The following is a 16,851-nucleotide window of genomic DNA, read 5'->3' as shown; positions in this document are numbered from 1 at the left end:
TGAAGATCGCCAGCTCTTTCTGTTTGATAGGTTATCACTTTAATAGTTACAGTTATTAACCCACCGTTTGGTTTTGGCCATTTAATTTTATCTCTCTTGCTAAAAACCCAGCCGAAGCTGGGTTTTTATTTGAGCTAAGTGTTTAGGGGATGATTACATCATGCCGCCCACTCACACCCTAAACGACTGATAATTAGTCAAAAAATAAAACCTACTAAATGGGATACCCCACATTATACCCCGACAGTTCAAGTAACTTAATTAAGCTATTGAAAAATAATAAAATATTTTTTGTTAAAAACAAACGTCGTGGTTCACTACTATGCCAACACAAATTCTAAAATTGTTACGACTCGTTGTCTGCATAGCCATGCATAACGGACATAGAGCCTTAAACCAATAAAATTACAAAACCTATGAAAAGAGAAAATTCAGGCCCATACGACAATTTATATTCACCTTACTATCAGTGCAATACCTGCGATCCCTTGTAAGTTTTGTTGTCAATAATACTGGTATTAGAAATGATCCACCATCTGTCACCATCAAATAATAACTGAAAGTGATTTAGCCCGCTCATTAAGGGTTTTTCATCGGTGGTTTTTAACTTCACCTCAAAGCTACTGTATACATTAGCCATGTTGCCGTATTGAACAACCTTCTTTGCTGTTTCAAATTCATGAAACCCTGTTTTGCCGTAAGCCGATTCGGTCTGCGCGATAATAGCTTCAATATCAGCTGCAATAATCCCTGAAAATTGTGATGATTGCATTGAAATTAACATCTCAGCATTGTCAAAAAATAAGTCTCTAAAGCGGTTCCAATTTCGTTTTTTATTTGGGCCAGCAGATATTGTGTTATACATGGCATCTATAATAGCTTCAGGACTTTTCCAGTCATTCGCATAAACGTTTCTATCAACTTCATTGGCATTGATAAAAGTGCTGGTCAATAGAGTGCATAACAAAACGACCACTAGATTGTGGGTTTTCTTTAAATTAATCATTCGCTTGCTCCTTGCTTGTTAATACATATTCAGGTTGGCTTAATTTTGCATCAATCAAGTTGCCTGCGAGAAACACTTGAGTAATTGTTTTTGTATTAGCGATTTTTTCCAACGGATTATTTTTAAGGAATACAACATTAGCGACTTTGCCTTGCTCGATAGAGCCGTGTTGATCAGAGATATTCAGTTGTTTGGCAGCATTGATAGTTGCCATTTTTAAGATGTCACTATTTGGAATGCCAGCATCTGCAAATATTTGCATTTCCTGATGCACACTAAAGCCAGGGATCACCCAAGGGTTACCTAAGTCTGTACCAATGGTAAGCGGTACTCCTTCTTTGTGTAAACGATTTACAAAACTCAGTACTTTTGGCCACACTTTTTTAGCGCGGCTGAAATCTTGCTCTTTCCAACCTATGTTAAATGTGAAAAATGATTGCCAATTATTGAGTAACTCTGGGTGAACGTATTCAAGGTTTGGGTGTGCGATAACTTGTTGGCTATCACCGTAAAAACTATTTTTAAACGCGATTAATGTCGGATCAATATGAACCTTGTTCTCACGTAAAGCTTGATAAAGTTCAAGCATAGGTTTTGAGTTTAAATCAGCATGTTCATACCACTCAAAATGAGCGAAAGGACCAGGGCGGCTGTTTTTCTGATATTCCTCTTTTGCTTCATTACTGAGTAATTTAGATGAAACTGGCATAGCATGAACTATCCCGTCTATTTGCCAGTTTGCAGCGTCTGTCCAGCTCACTTCTTCTAGGTGACCAATAACTTGCATGTCGAGTGCATGGCCAATGTTTATAGCATCCTGAATTTGTTGGTCAGTTAAGCCAGCGTAAAGCTTAATAATATCTATACCCGCAGCCTTTTGTTGCTCAATTGCCGTTTGCAGTGACATATTTTTATTGATATCAACGGTTAAACCTTCAAAGGCTCCTTGATTAATAATTTCACCAGCAATTATCGCCTCTGGCCCAATAAGGTTTCCAGTCGCTAAGTTGCTTTTGTATCGAAGGTTATGTTCACTGCTACCACCTGGGTTTCTAATGAAGGTAACCCCCCAACGCAGTAATTCCCTCGCATTCCATTCAGATATTGCATCACTACTATTGGCATAAATGCCTAGCTTTCCACGTGTTTTTTTAAAGGTTACTTCGCCTAGTGAGATATGAGCGTGAGTATCAATAAGACCAGGAAGAACGTACTGCCCCTGAGCATCAATAGTGTCAAGTTGTGAGTAACGCTTTGGCAATTCTTGGCCAACATACTCAATAGTGCCACCGTTGAGCACTAAAAAATTGTTTTCGAGAATTACGCCTTTGTTCACATCAACAATATTGGCATTTCTAAAAGATTTTATCGGGGGGTCTGTGTTTGATTGGCAAATGCTTGGTATGAAGAACATAGGCATATTGCTGCTGTAATCATTTTAAAAGTGTTCATAAAAACTCCACAAATTAACTTCAATTTAAGTTCAAACTAACAGTGGAGTATTTAAAAAAACCTTACAATTTATTGATTTTATTTTAATTTAGATAAAAAATTGTTGTGCTTTTTGATTTGATTAATATTAAAGAACCATACGATTATTAACCAAATGATGCCGAATAAATAACGTGAGGTGAGTTCACTTAACTGACTTCCAATATAGAAATGCTCATAGGTAAAAGAAGTTATGACCGCTCCAGAAAAAACGGCGATAAGGTATTTAGTATACTTTGCTCGTCGTAGCGCTTCGAGACTCATACGCTCTTCAAATTCAATGCATTCACTTGTTGAGTTTTTTATCATTTGGTAGCCTTTAAATCGGCTTTTTGACATGAGTATGAAGGTGAGTACACCGACGAATAGCGCAAAAATAAGCCCTGCTTTTAAATGAATAGCCCAAGACTCGCTAAATGCCATTATTAAAAACCAAGCAACCGCAAAAATAATACCTAATTCAACTGTCGTTACGGCGAATAAACTCAGTCGCTTTTTAATGAGCCGTTTTTTTATTTGCTCTTTTGTGAATTTGCTTGGGGTATTTTGAGCTTGCCAAGCTGCCGATAAAGACTCTATATCGAAATCATCGCTCATAATTTCTCTTCCCGTATATAAATTGATAACTAATCATTAGACATTAATTGCGCTAAAGATTTTTTTGTTCTGGTGATTTTGACCGCTATATTGTTTTCACTCATTCCGACGATCTCCGCGATGTCTTGCTGTTTTACACCATCAAGATATAGCGTAATTATTTGTCGCTGGATTAAAGGTAACTGCCAAATGGCGCTCATCAAACGGTCTAACTGCTGATCATTAGCGATCCCTTTTTCTAAAGATGAAGCAACTGGAATGTCATAATCTTCACTCGTTGTTTTTACCTGCTTTACCTGCTTTTTTATATGACCCACGCCAACATTATGCGAAATTTTATACATGAATGTTTCTACTGAACTGTCACCACGGAAACTATTCAACGACTGCCATATTGCCATTGCCATTTCTTGTACAAGCTCCTGCTGTAATTGGGGAATAGCTTCATAAGTTGAAGCTATTCTGGAAAGGCGCGGCCAAAACGTTTCAAGCAATTTATCTTTATTCATATTTAATTATCAAGTGGTTCACACTAGTTGTTAATTCCTAATCGCTATTATTATTGAATGAAGGATTAGAAGTAAGTACAAGAGGTTAAGGATTATTAGCCTTAGGTTATGGTCTCTTGTGCGACATAGAAAATAGCAGCAACTGCAATTATTATCTCCAAAGCAACATAAACTAACCCTACTTTTAAGATACGTTGAGACAACTTACTTTGTTTAATCTTATTTAATACTTGGTTCATCATAATACCCTATTATTTTGTGATTCTTTTACTAAGTAGTCATTAAGTAAAAATCCTTACAGTTTTTTTATATATTTCTAAATTGAATTTATTGCATGTATCAAGATTGGAGTAAGTTGCCTTTCTAGGTGGATTGCAATGTGTTTGTTTTGAAGGGGAGATAAAGAGTAGTAATGACCAACAAACACTGCCTTAATGCTTCAGCTAAAAAATTCTAACTTTCTGCTGAGTACTATATTTATTCCAAAGCCTTCAATCATGGCTACACTATTTTGTATTAAGGGTAGCGCTTCATTCACCATTTGAAGCCAAGGCTTATAACAAACATTTCAAAACCAATAAAAAAGCCTGAATATCACTATTCAGGCTTTCCGTTTAAATGGTTAGAGCTAAAGTTATAGATTTAAAATCTATTACATCATGCCGCCCATTCCACCCATGCCGCCCATGCCACCCATATCAGGTGCACCAGCCGCTTCTTCTTTAGGGATTTCAGCAACCATAGCTTCGGTTGTGATCATTAGGCCCGCAATCGATCCTGCAAATTGTAGTGCAGAGCGTGTTACTTTCGTTGGATCTAGGATACCCATTTCAATCATGTCGCTGTATTCGCCAGTGGCTGCATTGTAACCGTAGTTACCTTCTCCGCCTTTAACTGCGTTAATAACAACTGATGCTTCATCGCCTGCGTTTGTAACGATTTGACGAAGTGGTGCTTCCATCGCACGAAGTGCCACTTTAATACCGTGGTTTTGGTCTTCATTGTCGCCAAGTAGCTCAACTAGCTTGCTAGCAGCACGTACTAATGCAACACCACCACCTGGTACTACACCTTCTTCAACCGCTGCGCGAGTTGCATGTAAGGCATCTTCAACACGGTCTTTTTTCTCTTTCATTTCAATTTCAGTAGCGGCACCTACTTTGATTACAGCAACACCGCCAGCTAACTTAGCCATGCGCTCTTGTAGCTTTTCTTTATCGTAGTCTGAAGTCGCTTCTTCAATTTGTGCTTTGATTTGAGCAACACGGCCGTTAATGCCGTCTTCTTCACCAGCACCATCAATAATTGTTGTATCATCTTTAGTGATTACTACGCGCTTAGCTGTACCTAAGTCTTCAACTGTTGCTTTTTCAAGTTCAAGGCCGATTTCTTCAGAAATTACAGTACCGCCAGTTAATACCGCGATATCCTGTAGCATTGCTTTACGACGGTCGCCAAAGCCAGGTGCTTTAACCGCTGATACTTTTACAATACCACGCATGTTATTCACTACTAGTGTCGCTAACGCTTCACCTTCAAGGTCTTCTGCGATGATTAGTAGAGGCTTGCTTGCTTTTGCAACCGCTTCTAATGTTGGTAATAATTCACGGATGTTAGATATTTTTTTGTCTACAAGAAGAATGAATGGGTTGTCTAGTTCAACTGCGCCTTTTTCAGCGTTGTTGATGAAGTATGGAGATAAGTAACCACGGTCAAACTGCATGCCTTCTACAACATCTAGTTCGTTTTCAAGTGATTGACCTTCTTCAACCGTGATAACACCAGTATTACGGCCTACTTTTTCCATTGCATCAGCAATAATTTCACCAATCTCTTTATCAGAGTTAGCTGAAATAGTACCTACTTGTGCAATTGCTTTAGTATCAGAACATGGAACAGAAAGAGCTTTAAGTTCTGCTGTTGCAGCAATGATTGCTTTATCAATACCGCGCTTAAGATCCATTGGGTTCATACCCGCAGCAACCGCTTTAAGACCTTCGTTAACAATAGATTGAGCAAGCACGGTTGCGGTAGTGGTACCGTCACCAGCAGCATCATTTGCTTTAGACGCTACTTCTTTAACCATTTGTGCGCCCATGTTTTCAAACTTGTCTTCAAGTTCGATTTCTTTAGCTACAGATACACCATCTTTAGTGATTACTGGAGAGCCAAATGATTTGTCTAGTACAACGTTACGACCTTTAGGGCCCAATGTTACTTTTACTGCGTTTGCTAGAATGTTTACGCCAGTTAGCATTTTTGCACGTGCGTCACCTGCAAACAGTACTTCTTTTGCTGCCATGTTTAATTTCCTCTAAATTCTTAAAATGTGTGTTAAACGAAAAGTAGGTTTAGCCTACAATGCCTAAAATATTATCTTCACGCATGATCAGGTACTCTTGACCTTCGATCTTTTCTGTTTTTTCAACATATGAGCCAAATAACACAGTGTCACCGGCTTTCACTTCTAACGCGCGAACGTCACCGTTTTCTAAAACGCGACCATTACCTACGGCAACAACTTCCCCGCGAGTTGATTTTTCAGCTGCAGAGCCAGTTAATACAATACCGCCAGCAGACTTGGTTTCTTCTTCTAGACGCTTGATGATTACGCGATCTTGTAAAGGACGAATGTTCATGTTTTTAGTTCTCCTAACAGTTTCTGAACAGTACAGAAAAAAGTGTATCTAATTTGCTATCATTAATGGGGGTGGAGTGAAAAATTCCAAGAGAAAAAATGATAAATTTTTAATCTTTTCGCTCGTATTCACCATCTATAGTACTGGGGCGGTTTTCATCTTGTTCATGGTGCATAGATTGATGAGGTTGTGAAAATCCTGAAGTACCCGTTTGGTGCATACTAGCGCTCATTCTCACCGTTGCTTGACTAGCAAGTCCTGCGGCTAATTTGTTACGAATAGCAGGGGTAAGAAGCAGTAAGCCAAATACATCCGTCATAATGCCGGGGGTTAATAACAGGACCCCTGCAATAATCACGCAGATACCGGTAAACAACTCTTTAGCGGGCATTTGCCCTTGTGCCATTTGCACTTGTACGTTTTGTAGTGCGCCCATTCCTTGCTGTTTCACCATTTTCGCACCCACAATGGCGGTTAGTACTACCAAAGCGATTGTTGCAAAGCCACCTATCACATCACTAACCTGAATTAGCAAAGCAATTTCAATAATAGGGATGATGATAAACAGTAAAAATAAAATTCTAAACATAAGACTCTCTAAAAATGACACTCATTAAGGTGCTAGTGAAATATAAGTGAGGGTTGTCGGGTCTATTTTCAAGCTAATAAGAGTAAGTAATCAACTCTAATGTTAGTAAAATTATAGCTAGTGGGTTTAAGTCACTTGACTGCAAAGACCCAAAATGTTGGCAGAGTTCGTGTCTACACATTATACCCGCTATCAGCTACTATGGGGCTAGACCCCCGTAAACAAGTAAAGGTTCACTATGACAACGCAATTTAAACTTATTTTTACCACTTGCAAAGATAACGATGAAGCCCGTTTATTGGCTATGGCGCTAATTGAAAAGAAACTAGCCGCTTGTGTAAATATTTTACCTGCCATGAGTTCTATTTACATATGGGAAGGTGAAGTAGCTGAAGCAACTGAAGTAAAATTACTAATTAAAACCAAAGCTGACAAAATGAATGATGTATTTTTAACCTTAAAAGATCTTCATAGCTACGAAGTACCAGAAATACAAGTTGTTGATGTGGCAACGGGTAACTTGGCTTATTTTAATTGGATGGATGAGGTGCTTCATTAATGCGCTTTATTTTATTTTTTTATTGAGCGTATTAATAGCGCCTGCTTGGGGAACACAAAATAACCTTGATGATTTTCTAAAACCAACTCAGCACACATTTTTACCGGTCAATGAAGCGTTTGTATTTGATTTTGATCAGCAAGGCAGCACGCTATTTGTTGGTTGGGACATTGCTGATGACTATTATTTATATAAAGAAAAAATAGAAATTATTGCTAAAGGCGCCAGCATTGACGTGCCTGAGTTGGGCTCTGGTGAAATAATTGAAGATGAGTTTTTTGGTAAAACTGAAGTGTTTTTTAATTCTCTCAGTGTTATTAGCAAGCTTAGTAATGTGAGTGAAGATGGCGTTGTTAAGGTGCGTTATCAAGGCTGTGCAAAAGCAGGGCTGTGTTATCCACCTGAAATCATCAGCATTCCATTAAGTGTATTAGCAAGTAAAACTAATACTAATGAAAATACCGCAGCAAGTAGTGCATTTTCGGCACTTAGCCAACCTGCAGAAAAGCCAGTAACTGCATCGACACCCGATAAAAAACTCACCTTTACAGAGCAGTTAGCCAGCCAAAGCTTAATGGTTAACCTAGCTATATTTTTTGCTGTGGGTGTAGGTTTAGCATTTACACCGTGTGTATTTCCGATGTTCCCTATTTTATCTAGCTTAATTGCGGGTCAAAAGAACCTGTCTACCAAAAAAGCATTTGCGCTGTCATTTGTTTATATTCAGGGTATGGCGGTTACCTATGCCGCATTGGGGTTAGTGGTTGCTGCATTAGGCGGCCAAGTTCAAGGTTACTTACAGCACCCATATGTATTGATAAGTTTTAGCTTATTGTTTGTGTTGTTGGCTATGTCGATGTTCGGTTGGTACGAAATAAAGTTACCCAGCGGCATGATGAACAAGCTAACCCAAGTGAGCAATAATCAAAAAGGCGGTAACTATATTGGGGTATTCCTGATGGGGGTTTTATCAGGACTTATTGCATCACCCTGTACCACGGCACCTTTATCAGCGGCATTGTTATTTGTGGCGCAAAGCGGCGACTATTTAGTCGGTGGACTAACGCTTTACGTACTTAGCCTAGGTATGGGCTTACCGTTGTTACTCCTAGGTACGTCGGGAGGTAAGCTATTACCCAAAGCTGGCGGATGGATGGAACAAGTTAAAACCTTATTTGGTTTTATTATGTTAGTTGTGCCACTTATTTTGCTAGAGCGAATTATCGATATAGAGATAATTTTACTATTAGCTGGTCTATTAGCTATCGCCACAGCGCTTTATTTCCATCATTGGCAAAGCGCCCAAACACAAGGTAAATTAAAAACTTTATTGTGGTTTATGGCTATTTTATTAGTGCTTACGGGCTTTAATTTAACCAAAAACTATTTTTGGCCAACACAAAACGCGAGCTTACAAACAACCACGCAAAGCAATGAGTTTAAGCACGTTGCTAACTTAGCCGAGTTGAAGCAAGCAGTTTCACAAGCAAATAGTGAAGGTCGTATGGTAATGGTGGACTTATACGCTGACTGGTGTGTAGCGTGTAAAGAGTTTGAGCATTACACATTTCCTGACCCGCAAGTGCAAAGTGAGTTTAGTCATTACCAACTGATTCAGATTGACTTAACCCAAAGCGATAATGAAACAATTGAGCTAATGGAAGCATATTCAGTATTTGGTTTGCCGAGTATTTTATTCTTCAATACTCAAGGTGAAGAGTTAAGTACACAACGTGTAACTGGCTTTTTAAATGCAGATGATTTTGCTAAGCACCTAGCTGCAGTGCGTGCCAGCGCTGAATAACCATTCTATATGGCACAACATGATTGGTAATGTTGTGCCGCTATCTCCCCTTAAGGTATGTCCCCAAGATAGAGATTAGACCAGTATTTTGCTGCTATTTACTTCGAAATCACTATAATAGTTGGTTAACGTGAGAAATTGTTGCTATCTTACTTTTTTCTGCTTACTTTTTAGAGAAAAACTAGTTGGTAACCGCTTAACTCATTACTTATAGGATATATCGCGTATTATGGCTGCAAAATTGAAGATTTTAGTTATAAATGGCCCAAATTTAAACATGCTAGGAAAGCGTGAACCTGATAAGTACGGTTCGCATTCTTTAGAGCATATTATGAGCGAGTTAAATAGCGCTGCTAATAGTTTAGGTGTGGCGTTAACGCATTTCCAAAGTAATAGTGAGCAAGCGCTCATTGAACGCATTCATGATGCTTGGCAAGCGGTTGATTACATAATAATTAACCCAGCAGCATTTACGCACACAAGCGTCGCATTACGTGATGCATTGCTAAGCGTTGATATTCCGTTTTTTGAAGTGCACTTAAGTAATGTGCATGCACGTGAAACGTTTCGCCATCACTCTTATTTTTCTGATGTGGCGCAAGGCGTTATTTGTGGCTTAGGTGCAATGGGTTATCACGCTGCTTTAAATGCAGCAGTCAACCGATTGCAAAACTCAAACTAAATTTAAACTAACAAACTAATAGGCGGGCCGTTTATGGATATTCGCAAGATCAAAAAACTAATTGAATTAGTAGAAGAATCAGGTATTGCAGAACTAGAAATCACTGAAGGTGAAGAATCAGTACGTATTAATCGTAACAACATGAGTGCCGGTCCTGCGTACGCGCAATTCGCACCACAGCAATATGCTCCTGCAGCACCAGCTCCAGTAGCAGCTGCACCATCAACACCTGCAACCGCAGAGTCTGAAGCACCTGCAGGTCCTACAGGTCATCAAGTTAAATCACCTATGGTAGGTTCTTTTTATGCAGCAGCTTCTCCAGAAGCACCAGCATATGTTGAAGTGGGCTCTCAGGTTAAAGTTGGCGACACGCTATGTATCGTTGAAGCAATGAAGATGATGAACCAAATTGAGTCAGATAAAGCCGGTACAGTAAAAGCTATCTTAGTAGAAAACGGCGAGCCAGTAGAATTTGATCAACCTTTATTCATCATTGAATAATAGCGCAACGTAAAAGGCCAACTCTCATGTTAGATAAAGTAGTCATTGCAAACCGAGGTGAAATTGCACTTCGTATATTGCGCGCCTGCAAAGAGCTTGGGATCAAAACGGTTGCTGTGCATTCAACGGCGGATCGCGATCTTAAGCACGTATTACTAGCAGATGAAACCATCTGTATTGGTAAACCAGCAGCAACTGAAAGTTACTTAGACATTCCACGTATTATTGCCGCAGCAGAAATTACTGATGCGGTCGCTATCCACCCAGGTTATGGTTTTCTTGCTGAAAATGCAGACTTTGCCGACCAAGTTGAGCAAAGTGGTTTTGTATTTATTGGTCCTCGTGGCGACACTATTCGTCTAATGGGCGATAAAGTATCGGCAATCGAAGCTATGCGTAAAGCAGGCGTTCCTTGTGTACCAGGTTCTGATGGTCCTGTATCGGATGATAAAGAGCGCAACATGCAAATTGCTAAGCGTATTGGTTATCCGGTAATTATTAAAGCAGCTGGCGGTGGCGGTGGCCGTGGTATGCGTGTTGTTCGCAACGAAGCTGAGTTAATCAATTCAATTGCGCTAACACAACAAGAAGCAAAGCAGTTCTTTGGCAACAGCATGGTTTACATGGAGAAATTCCTTGAAAACCCACGCCACATCGAAGTACAAGTATTGGCCGACGGTCAAGGCAATGCGGTTCACTTAGGTGAACGTGATTGTTCAATGCAACGTCGTCACCAAAAAGTAGTGGAAGAGGCGCCAGCACCAGGTATTACTGCAGAAGTACGTAAGTTCATTGGTGAGCGTTGTACACGCGCATGTATCGAAATTGGTTATCGTGGTGCGGGTACGTTTGAGTTCTTATACGAGAACGGTGAATTTTACTTCATTGAAATGAACACCCGTATTCAGGTTGAGCACCCAGTAACTGAAATGGTCACCGGTGTTGATTTAATCAAAGAACAATTAAAAATTGCCGCTGGTCAGCCTTTATCATTCACTCAAGAAGATGTGGTTATTCGTGGCCATGCTATTGAGTGTCGTATTAATGCTGAAGACCCAGAAACTTTTATTCCATCACCTGGTAAAATTACCCGTTTTCATCCAGCTGGTGGTTTAGGTATTCGTTGGGACAGCCATATTTACGCTGACTACACAGTTCCTCCACATTACGATTCAATGATTGGCAAGCTAATTACTTACGGTGAAAACCGTGATGTAGCCATTGCCCGTGCACGTAATGCACTTAATGAACTTGTTATCGATGGTATTAAAACCAACACCCCACTGCATAAGCGTATTCTTGCAGATGAAAACTTCAAAAATGGTGGTACAAATATCCACTATCTTGAGAAGAAATTAGGGCTGTAAAGTCCATGCTAATTAAAAACCGGCTTATGCCGGTTTTTTTATCTTTAAAAAAGAGGCAGTATCACCTTAAATAAATAATCTGGTATGATTAACAAATATGCGCTTTTCGTAAATTTTGAGGTAATCATGTCGTGTAGTTTTAATTTTCATTTAGTTGATGAAAATGCCACTGTTGCAATGGGAAATAAATTAGCTGCCATAATAGAACAGGGCGCAGTTATTTATTTGCATGGTGACTTGGGGGCCGGTAAAACGACATTTACTCGCGGTATAGTGCAAGGTTTTGGTCATACAGGTAAGGTTAAAAGTCCCACTTATACACTAGTTGAACCCTACGAGCTTGTGCGTGGCAATGTTTATCATTTTGATTTATATCGATTAGGTGACCCAGAAGAGCTTGAATTTATGGGGATTCGCGATTATTTTTCAGCAACGGCAACTTGTATTGTTGAGTGGCCGGAAAAAGGCGGAGAATTTATTCCTGTTCCCGATCTAAATGCTACGCTAAGTTATGTAGGTGATGAGCGTAAAATTGTTATTAACGGTGCGAGTGAGCGTGGTGTAGCAATTGTCGAAAAGCTAAATAATAGATAATAAAATAGTTAAGGCAGTGATTATCAAAATGAGTCGTGGTTTAGTTAAGCTTTTTATTTACCTCATGTTTTTTTCAGTGAGCTTGCCATTGTGGGCGCAAAACACCATTAATAGTGTGCGTGTCTGGCCATCACCTGATAGCACTCGGGTGGTGTTTGATCTCGACGATAAACCCGACTTCAGCTACTTTATGCTAAAAAATCCAAGCCGTTTAGTGGTTGATTTAGAAAACACTGATGAGTTGAAAACATTACCAGGTGTGCCACCAAAACACCAAATTGTTAGTAAGTTACGCTATTCAAAACCTAAAAATAAGCGCAGCGTGCGTTTAGTGTTTGAATTAAATGGGCCGGTAAAACCTGTGGTATTTGCGTTGGCACCTACTGGGCCTTATAAAAACAGGTTGGTGGTCGACTTATACGACAAAAGCCAATCACAAGGAGCGGTTAGTCCGGCACAAACTGCGGCTAAAAAACGCCAATTAAGCCAAGAGCGCGATATTGTAATTGCTATTGATGCAGGCCATGGTGGTGAAGACCCAGGATCCATTGGCCCATCAGGTACTTACGAAAAAGACATCACTTTGCAAATTGCTAAGCGTTTAGAGCGGATGATTGATGCTGAGCGAGGCATGATTTCGCGTATGGTTCGCAGTGGCGATTACTTTGTTAAACTTAATACACGTACTAATCGCGCTCGCCAGAAAAAAGCTGATTTTTTTGTCTCTATTCATGCAGATGCGTTTACCAGTCCGGGACCCAATGGTGCTTCTGTATGGGTGTTGTCGCTGCGACGTGCCAATTCAGAAATTGGTAAATGGATTGAGGATAAAGAAAAACACTCAGAGTTACTTGGCGGTGCTGCCGATGTAATTAAAGATGCTGCAAATGAAAAGTACTTAGCACAAGCCTTGCTTGATATGTCGATGGATCATTCCATGAAAACAGGGCTAAGTGTTGCAGATGAAATGATAAAAGAATTAAAAAAAGTAGCAAAAATGCACAAAAAGGCACCGCAACATGCCAGCCTTGCAGTATTGAAGTCGCCAGATATTCCGTCTATTTTAGTTGAAACTGGGTTTATCTCTAACCCTCGTGAAGAACGACTACTAAAAAGTGCCAATCACCAAGAGCGTTTGGCAAAAGCGATGTTTACTTCAATTAAAAATTATTACTTACGTAATCCACCCGACGACTCTCTGTTTGCGTCACTAAAGTCTCAATACCCAACAAAGCACAAGGTACGTCCCGGGGAGTCACTAAGTATGTTGGCAGGTCGATATGGCGTTAGTATCAGTAAAATAAAACAGGTTAATAAGCTCAGTTCAAATACGCTATTTATTGGCCAGGAACTTGATATTCCTCAGAGTTAATTTTAAAAGCGCACAACATTTAAGGTTTTTATGAGTATTGAAATATTACCTGCGCGCTTGGCAAACCAAATTGCGGCGGGTGAAGTTGTTGAGCGCCCCGCGTCGGTGGTTAAAGAGTTAGTAGAAAATAGCCTAGATGCAGGTGCGACACGTATTCAAATAGATATTGAGCGCGGTGGTCACAAGCTGATTCGAATTCGTGATAATGGTTCAGGCATTGCAAAAGAGGAGCTCACATTAGCGCTTTCTCGCCATGCTACCAGTAAACTAAAGTCGCTCGATGACTTAGAAAACATTTGCTCTTTAGGCTTTAGAGGCGAAGCTCTCGCGTCCATTAGCTCGGTATCTCGCTTAACCTTAAGCTCTAAGCCCGAACAGCAAGAAGCTGCTTGGCAAGCCTTTGCACAAGGTCGAGATATGGCCGTAGAGGTAAAGCCTGTGGCACATCCCAGCGGTACTACAATTGAAGTAAAAGACTTATTTTTTAATACCCCAGCACGGCGTAAGTTTTTACGTACCGAAAAAACCGAGTTTAGCCATATTGATGAGCTTATAAAGCGGATTGCGCTGAGTCGTTTTGATGTATCAATTACGTTAACTCATAACGAAAAAGTAGTGCGGCAGTATCGCGCTAAAACCGATCCTGCTCAAGCGATTACACGAGTTGCCCAAGTTGCGGGTAAAGCGTTTGCTGCACATGGACTGCATATTCAATCAGGTGAAGCAGGGCTGCAACTACATGGCTGGGTTCTGCCGGTTGGCTCGGCCAATACCACACAGTACACCTATGTAAATAATCGGATGATGCGCGATAAACTTATATTACATGCTATTCGCCAAGCATTTGAAGAGGTCAGTGGTGAGCAAGAGTTACCTGGATTTGTGATTTATATTGATATAGATCCACGTCAAGTGGATGTGAACGTACACCCTGCTAAACATGAGGTGCGCTTTCATCAAGGGCGCTTAGTTCACGACTTTATTTTGCAAGCGATAAAACAAGTTGTTGTGCCCCTGCAAGCTGAGTTTTCAAGCTCCTGTGAAGCTAATGATAATAGCCCACCGGTGGCTGCATTAAATGCACACACTGCTACCAGTAGCGAACCGTTTGATTATCCTAAGTCATCATTACAGCCTAGTCGGTCACCTTCAGCGCATAGCACTACTTATAGTGGTGCAACTCAAAGTACAGGTAATCAACAACGTGCTGAAAGTCGAAATTACCACGACGTAAATGCGTTTTATCAAGGTGTGAGTGAGCAGCAAGCACATCACTTTGATAATCCAGTTCCATTTATGCAATCAGATGAGACCCAAGTATCAGATACAGCGCTTCGTACTGTCGATATACTAACCATTGAGCAGGGCGCTTGTGTGTTTAATGATGAGAACCAACTTTATTGTTCACACTTTAAATATGCGCTAGCGGATGATTGGCTTGCACAAATTAAAGAGCAAGGCAGTCTTGAGGGTAAAGCATTGTTATTACCCGTACGGGTTAATGTGTCAAAACAAGATACCGAACTGCTTGCTGCGCAACAATCATGGTTTACTTTGCTTGGTTTTGAACTTTTAATTGAAAAACAATTTGTTATGGTTAAAAAGTTGCCTGTTTGCTTATACTTACTTGACGTGAGTGCCGCAGTAAATGCCTTACTTGAGGGGTGTAAAGCCCAGTTAGAAAGTATTGATAAGTGGTTAGCGTGGCAGGTAAATGTAATACCCACACGGTTCTATGCCAGTAATGCGTTTGCAGCACAGCAAACTCGCTTACAAAATAATGCGCAAACAATTGAACGTTTACGTGAAAAAGCAGTTAAAATAGATCTAAAGTCTTATCTAGCGCAATTTAATTAGGGTATTCGTGTTGAGTAATTTACCGGTCATATTTTTAATGGGCCCCACCGCTGCTGGTAAAACAGCATTGGCAATTTCACTGTGTGAGCATTTAAATACTGAAATTATCAGCGTTGATTCGGCACTGGTTTATAAAGGTATGGATATTGGTACCGCTAAACCGGATGCCGACGAACTAGCACGTGCACCCCATCACCTAATTGATTTACTCGACCCAAGCGAAACCTATTCAGTAGCTGATTTTAGACGCGATGCGATAGAAAAAATTGATAAATTTCATCAACAAGGTAAAGTGCCTGTACTGGTTGGAGGTACAATGATGTACTTTAAAGCCCTTATTGATGGATTATCCCCTCTACCAGAGGCTGATGAGCAGATAAGAGCTGAGCTTGAAGTACAGGCTAAAGAGCACGGTTGGCCACATTTATACCAAGAGCTATTAAAAGTAGATCCGCAAGCTGCGCAAAAGATGAGTGAAAATGATTCACAACGAATTAATCGTGCTTTAGAGGTTTACCGTATAACAGGTAAAACAATGACTGAATTGCAGAAGCAAAAACAGCCACCTTTACCATATACTTTTCATCAATTTGCTATTGCCCCAGATGATCGTAAAGAGCTACATCAGCGAATTGCAGAAAGGTTTAAAATAATGATTGAACAGGGGTTTGAAAAAGAAGTTTCGACCCTATATCTACGTGAGGATTTACATCCCAATATGCCTTCTATTCGTTGTGTAGGTTATAGACAGATGTGGGATTACCTTGCGGGTGAAATAGACCATGATGAAATGGTTTTTCGCGGTATTGCTGCCACCCGTCAATTGGCCAAGCGTCAATTAACGTGGTTAAGAAGTTGGCCTGACGTTACATGGTTAACAACCGGTGATGAAGAAAACTTGCATCGTGTAGTAAGTTCGCTAAGCTAGTAGTAGCTGGACAAAATTTAGCTTTATTAAATTAGTTCAGCCACTTAATTATAATAACACCTAGAACGAAGGAATAATAACATGGCAAAAGGCCAATCGTTACAAGACCCATTTTTAAATGCATTACGCCGCGAGCGCATTCCAGTATCAATCTTTTTGGTAAATGGCATAAAATTACAAGGTAAAATTCAGTCATTTGACCAATTTGTAATTTTACTGGAAAACACTGTTAATCAAATGGTGTATAAACATGCAATTTCAACAGTTGTACCTGCACGCGCAGTCAACTTCCAAGGTGTACAGGGAAATGAAGACACTGAAGAAACTGAACCAGGAAACTTTTAAATTAGGAGCGT

The 16,851-nt window shown here is 40.1% G+C and carries 17 protein-coding genes; 10 read left to right on the top strand and 7 right to left on the bottom strand.

All coding sequences use genetic code 11. The features are described from left to right. Positions 1 to 466 precede the first annotated feature (466 nt). From AC0L7Q_RS14300 to AC0L7Q_RS14270, 7 genes are all read right to left on the bottom strand, one after another. Complete coding sequence (locus AC0L7Q_RS14300; RefSeq protein ID WP_409424050.1) at positions 467 to 1,006, bottom strand: hypothetical protein; 540 nt, start codon at positions 1,004 to 1,006, stop codon at positions 467 to 469. Further along, positions 999 to 2,420 (bottom strand): amidohydrolase family protein, encoded by a 1,422-nt coding sequence (locus AC0L7Q_RS14295; protein ID WP_409424049.1) that lies wholly within the window; start codon positions 2,418 to 2,420, stop codon positions 999 to 1,001. Before AC0L7Q_RS14295 ends, AC0L7Q_RS14300 begins: the two co-directional genes overlap by 8 nt. A gap of 116 nt (positions 2,421 to 2,536) precedes the next feature. Continuing rightward, positions 2,537 to 3,094, bottom strand: coding sequence for a hypothetical protein (locus AC0L7Q_RS14290; protein WP_409424048.1), 558 nt, complete (start codon positions 3,092 to 3,094; stop codon positions 2,537 to 2,539). A gap of 29 nt (positions 3,095 to 3,123) precedes the next feature. After that, positions 3,124 to 3,603: an RNA polymerase sigma factor gene (locus tag AC0L7Q_RS14285; RefSeq protein WP_409424047.1), complete on the bottom strand. Its 480-nt coding sequence runs from the start codon at positions 3,601 to 3,603 to the stop codon at positions 3,124 to 3,126. Positions 3,604 to 4,255: 652 nt separating this feature from the next. After that, complete coding sequence (gene groL, locus AC0L7Q_RS14280) at positions 4,256 to 5,905, bottom strand: chaperonin GroEL (protein WP_054202663.1); 1,650 nt, start codon at positions 5,903 to 5,905, stop codon at positions 4,256 to 4,258. 49 nt (positions 5,906 to 5,954) lie between these two features. Continuing rightward, complete coding sequence (locus AC0L7Q_RS14275; protein ID WP_008113511.1) at positions 5,955 to 6,242, bottom strand: co-chaperone GroES; 288 nt, start codon at positions 6,240 to 6,242, stop codon at positions 5,955 to 5,957. A gap of 109 nt (positions 6,243 to 6,351) precedes the next feature. After that, the gene (locus tag AC0L7Q_RS14270) at positions 6,352 to 6,831 is read right to left on the bottom strand and encodes an FxsA family protein (protein WP_413400885.1); all 480 of its coding nucleotides are present in this window, start codon (positions 6,829 to 6,831) and stop codon (positions 6,352 to 6,354) included. A gap of 238 nt (positions 6,832 to 7,069) precedes the next feature. Between AC0L7Q_RS14270 and cutA the strand changes: the two genes are divergently transcribed. From cutA to hfq, 10 genes are all read left to right on the top strand, one after another. Continuing rightward, on the top strand, positions 7,070 to 7,390 hold the full coding sequence (gene cutA / locus AC0L7Q_RS14265; RefSeq protein WP_010391672.1) for a divalent-cation tolerance protein CutA: 321 nt from the start codon (positions 7,070 to 7,072) through the stop codon (positions 7,388 to 7,390). Continuing rightward, positions 7,374 to 9,194 carry a protein-disulfide reductase DsbD gene (locus tag AC0L7Q_RS14260; RefSeq protein WP_418157316.1) on the top strand — a complete coding sequence of 607 codons (1,821 nt, stop codon included), beginning with the start codon at positions 7,374 to 7,376 and terminating at the stop codon, positions 9,192 to 9,194. Before cutA ends, AC0L7Q_RS14260 begins: the two co-directional genes overlap by 17 nt. Positions 9,195 to 9,423: 229 nt before the next feature. Further along, a complete protein-coding gene (gene aroQ, locus AC0L7Q_RS14255; RefSeq protein ID WP_413400883.1) occupies positions 9,424 to 9,876 on the top strand; it encodes a type II 3-dehydroquinate dehydratase in 453 nt (150 codons plus the stop codon). Positions 9,877 to 9,909: 33 nt separating this feature from the next. Further along, complete coding sequence (gene accB, locus AC0L7Q_RS14250) at positions 9,910 to 10,377, top strand: acetyl-CoA carboxylase biotin carboxyl carrier protein (RefSeq protein ID WP_413400882.1); 468 nt, start codon at positions 9,910 to 9,912, stop codon at positions 10,375 to 10,377. Positions 10,378 to 10,403: 26 nt separating this feature from the next. Then, the gene (gene accC, locus AC0L7Q_RS14245; RefSeq protein ID WP_008113500.1) at positions 10,404 to 11,744 is read left to right on the top strand and encodes an acetyl-CoA carboxylase biotin carboxylase subunit; all 1,341 of its coding nucleotides are present in this window, start codon (positions 10,404 to 10,406) and stop codon (positions 11,742 to 11,744) included. A gap of 126 nt (positions 11,745 to 11,870) precedes the next feature. Beyond that, entirely contained in the window at positions 11,871 to 12,338 is a 468-nt protein-coding gene (gene tsaE / locus AC0L7Q_RS14240) for a tRNA (adenosine(37)-N6)-threonylcarbamoyltransferase complex ATPase subunit type 1 TsaE (protein WP_413400881.1), read from the top strand. 28 nt (positions 12,339 to 12,366) lie between these two features. Continuing rightward, positions 12,367 to 13,710, top strand: coding sequence for an N-acetylmuramoyl-L-alanine amidase (locus tag AC0L7Q_RS14235; protein ID WP_413400880.1), 1,344 nt, complete (start codon positions 12,367 to 12,369; stop codon positions 13,708 to 13,710). A 30-nt stretch (positions 13,711 to 13,740) separates the two neighbouring features. After that, the gene (mutL, locus tag AC0L7Q_RS14230) at positions 13,741 to 15,567 is read left to right on the top strand and encodes a DNA mismatch repair endonuclease MutL (protein ID WP_413400879.1); all 1,827 of its coding nucleotides are present in this window, start codon (positions 13,741 to 13,743) and stop codon (positions 15,565 to 15,567) included. 10 nt (positions 15,568 to 15,577) lie between these two features. Next, entirely contained in the window at positions 15,578 to 16,495 is a 918-nt protein-coding gene (gene miaA / locus AC0L7Q_RS14225) for a tRNA (adenosine(37)-N6)-dimethylallyltransferase MiaA (RefSeq protein WP_413402885.1), read from the top strand. Positions 16,496 to 16,576: 81 nt separating this feature from the next. After that, positions 16,577 to 16,840, top strand: a complete 264-nt coding sequence (gene hfq, locus AC0L7Q_RS14220; protein ID WP_008113494.1) for an RNA chaperone Hfq — start codon at positions 16,577 to 16,579, stop codon at positions 16,838 to 16,840. Positions 16,841 to 16,851 lie beyond the last annotated feature (11 nt).

The sequence above is a fragment of the Pseudoalteromonas sp. KJ63-1 genome (genome assembly GCF_055808145.1).
Note: the sequence above shows the minus strand (reverse complement) of the source record. Positions and strands in the feature narration are given on the sequence as shown.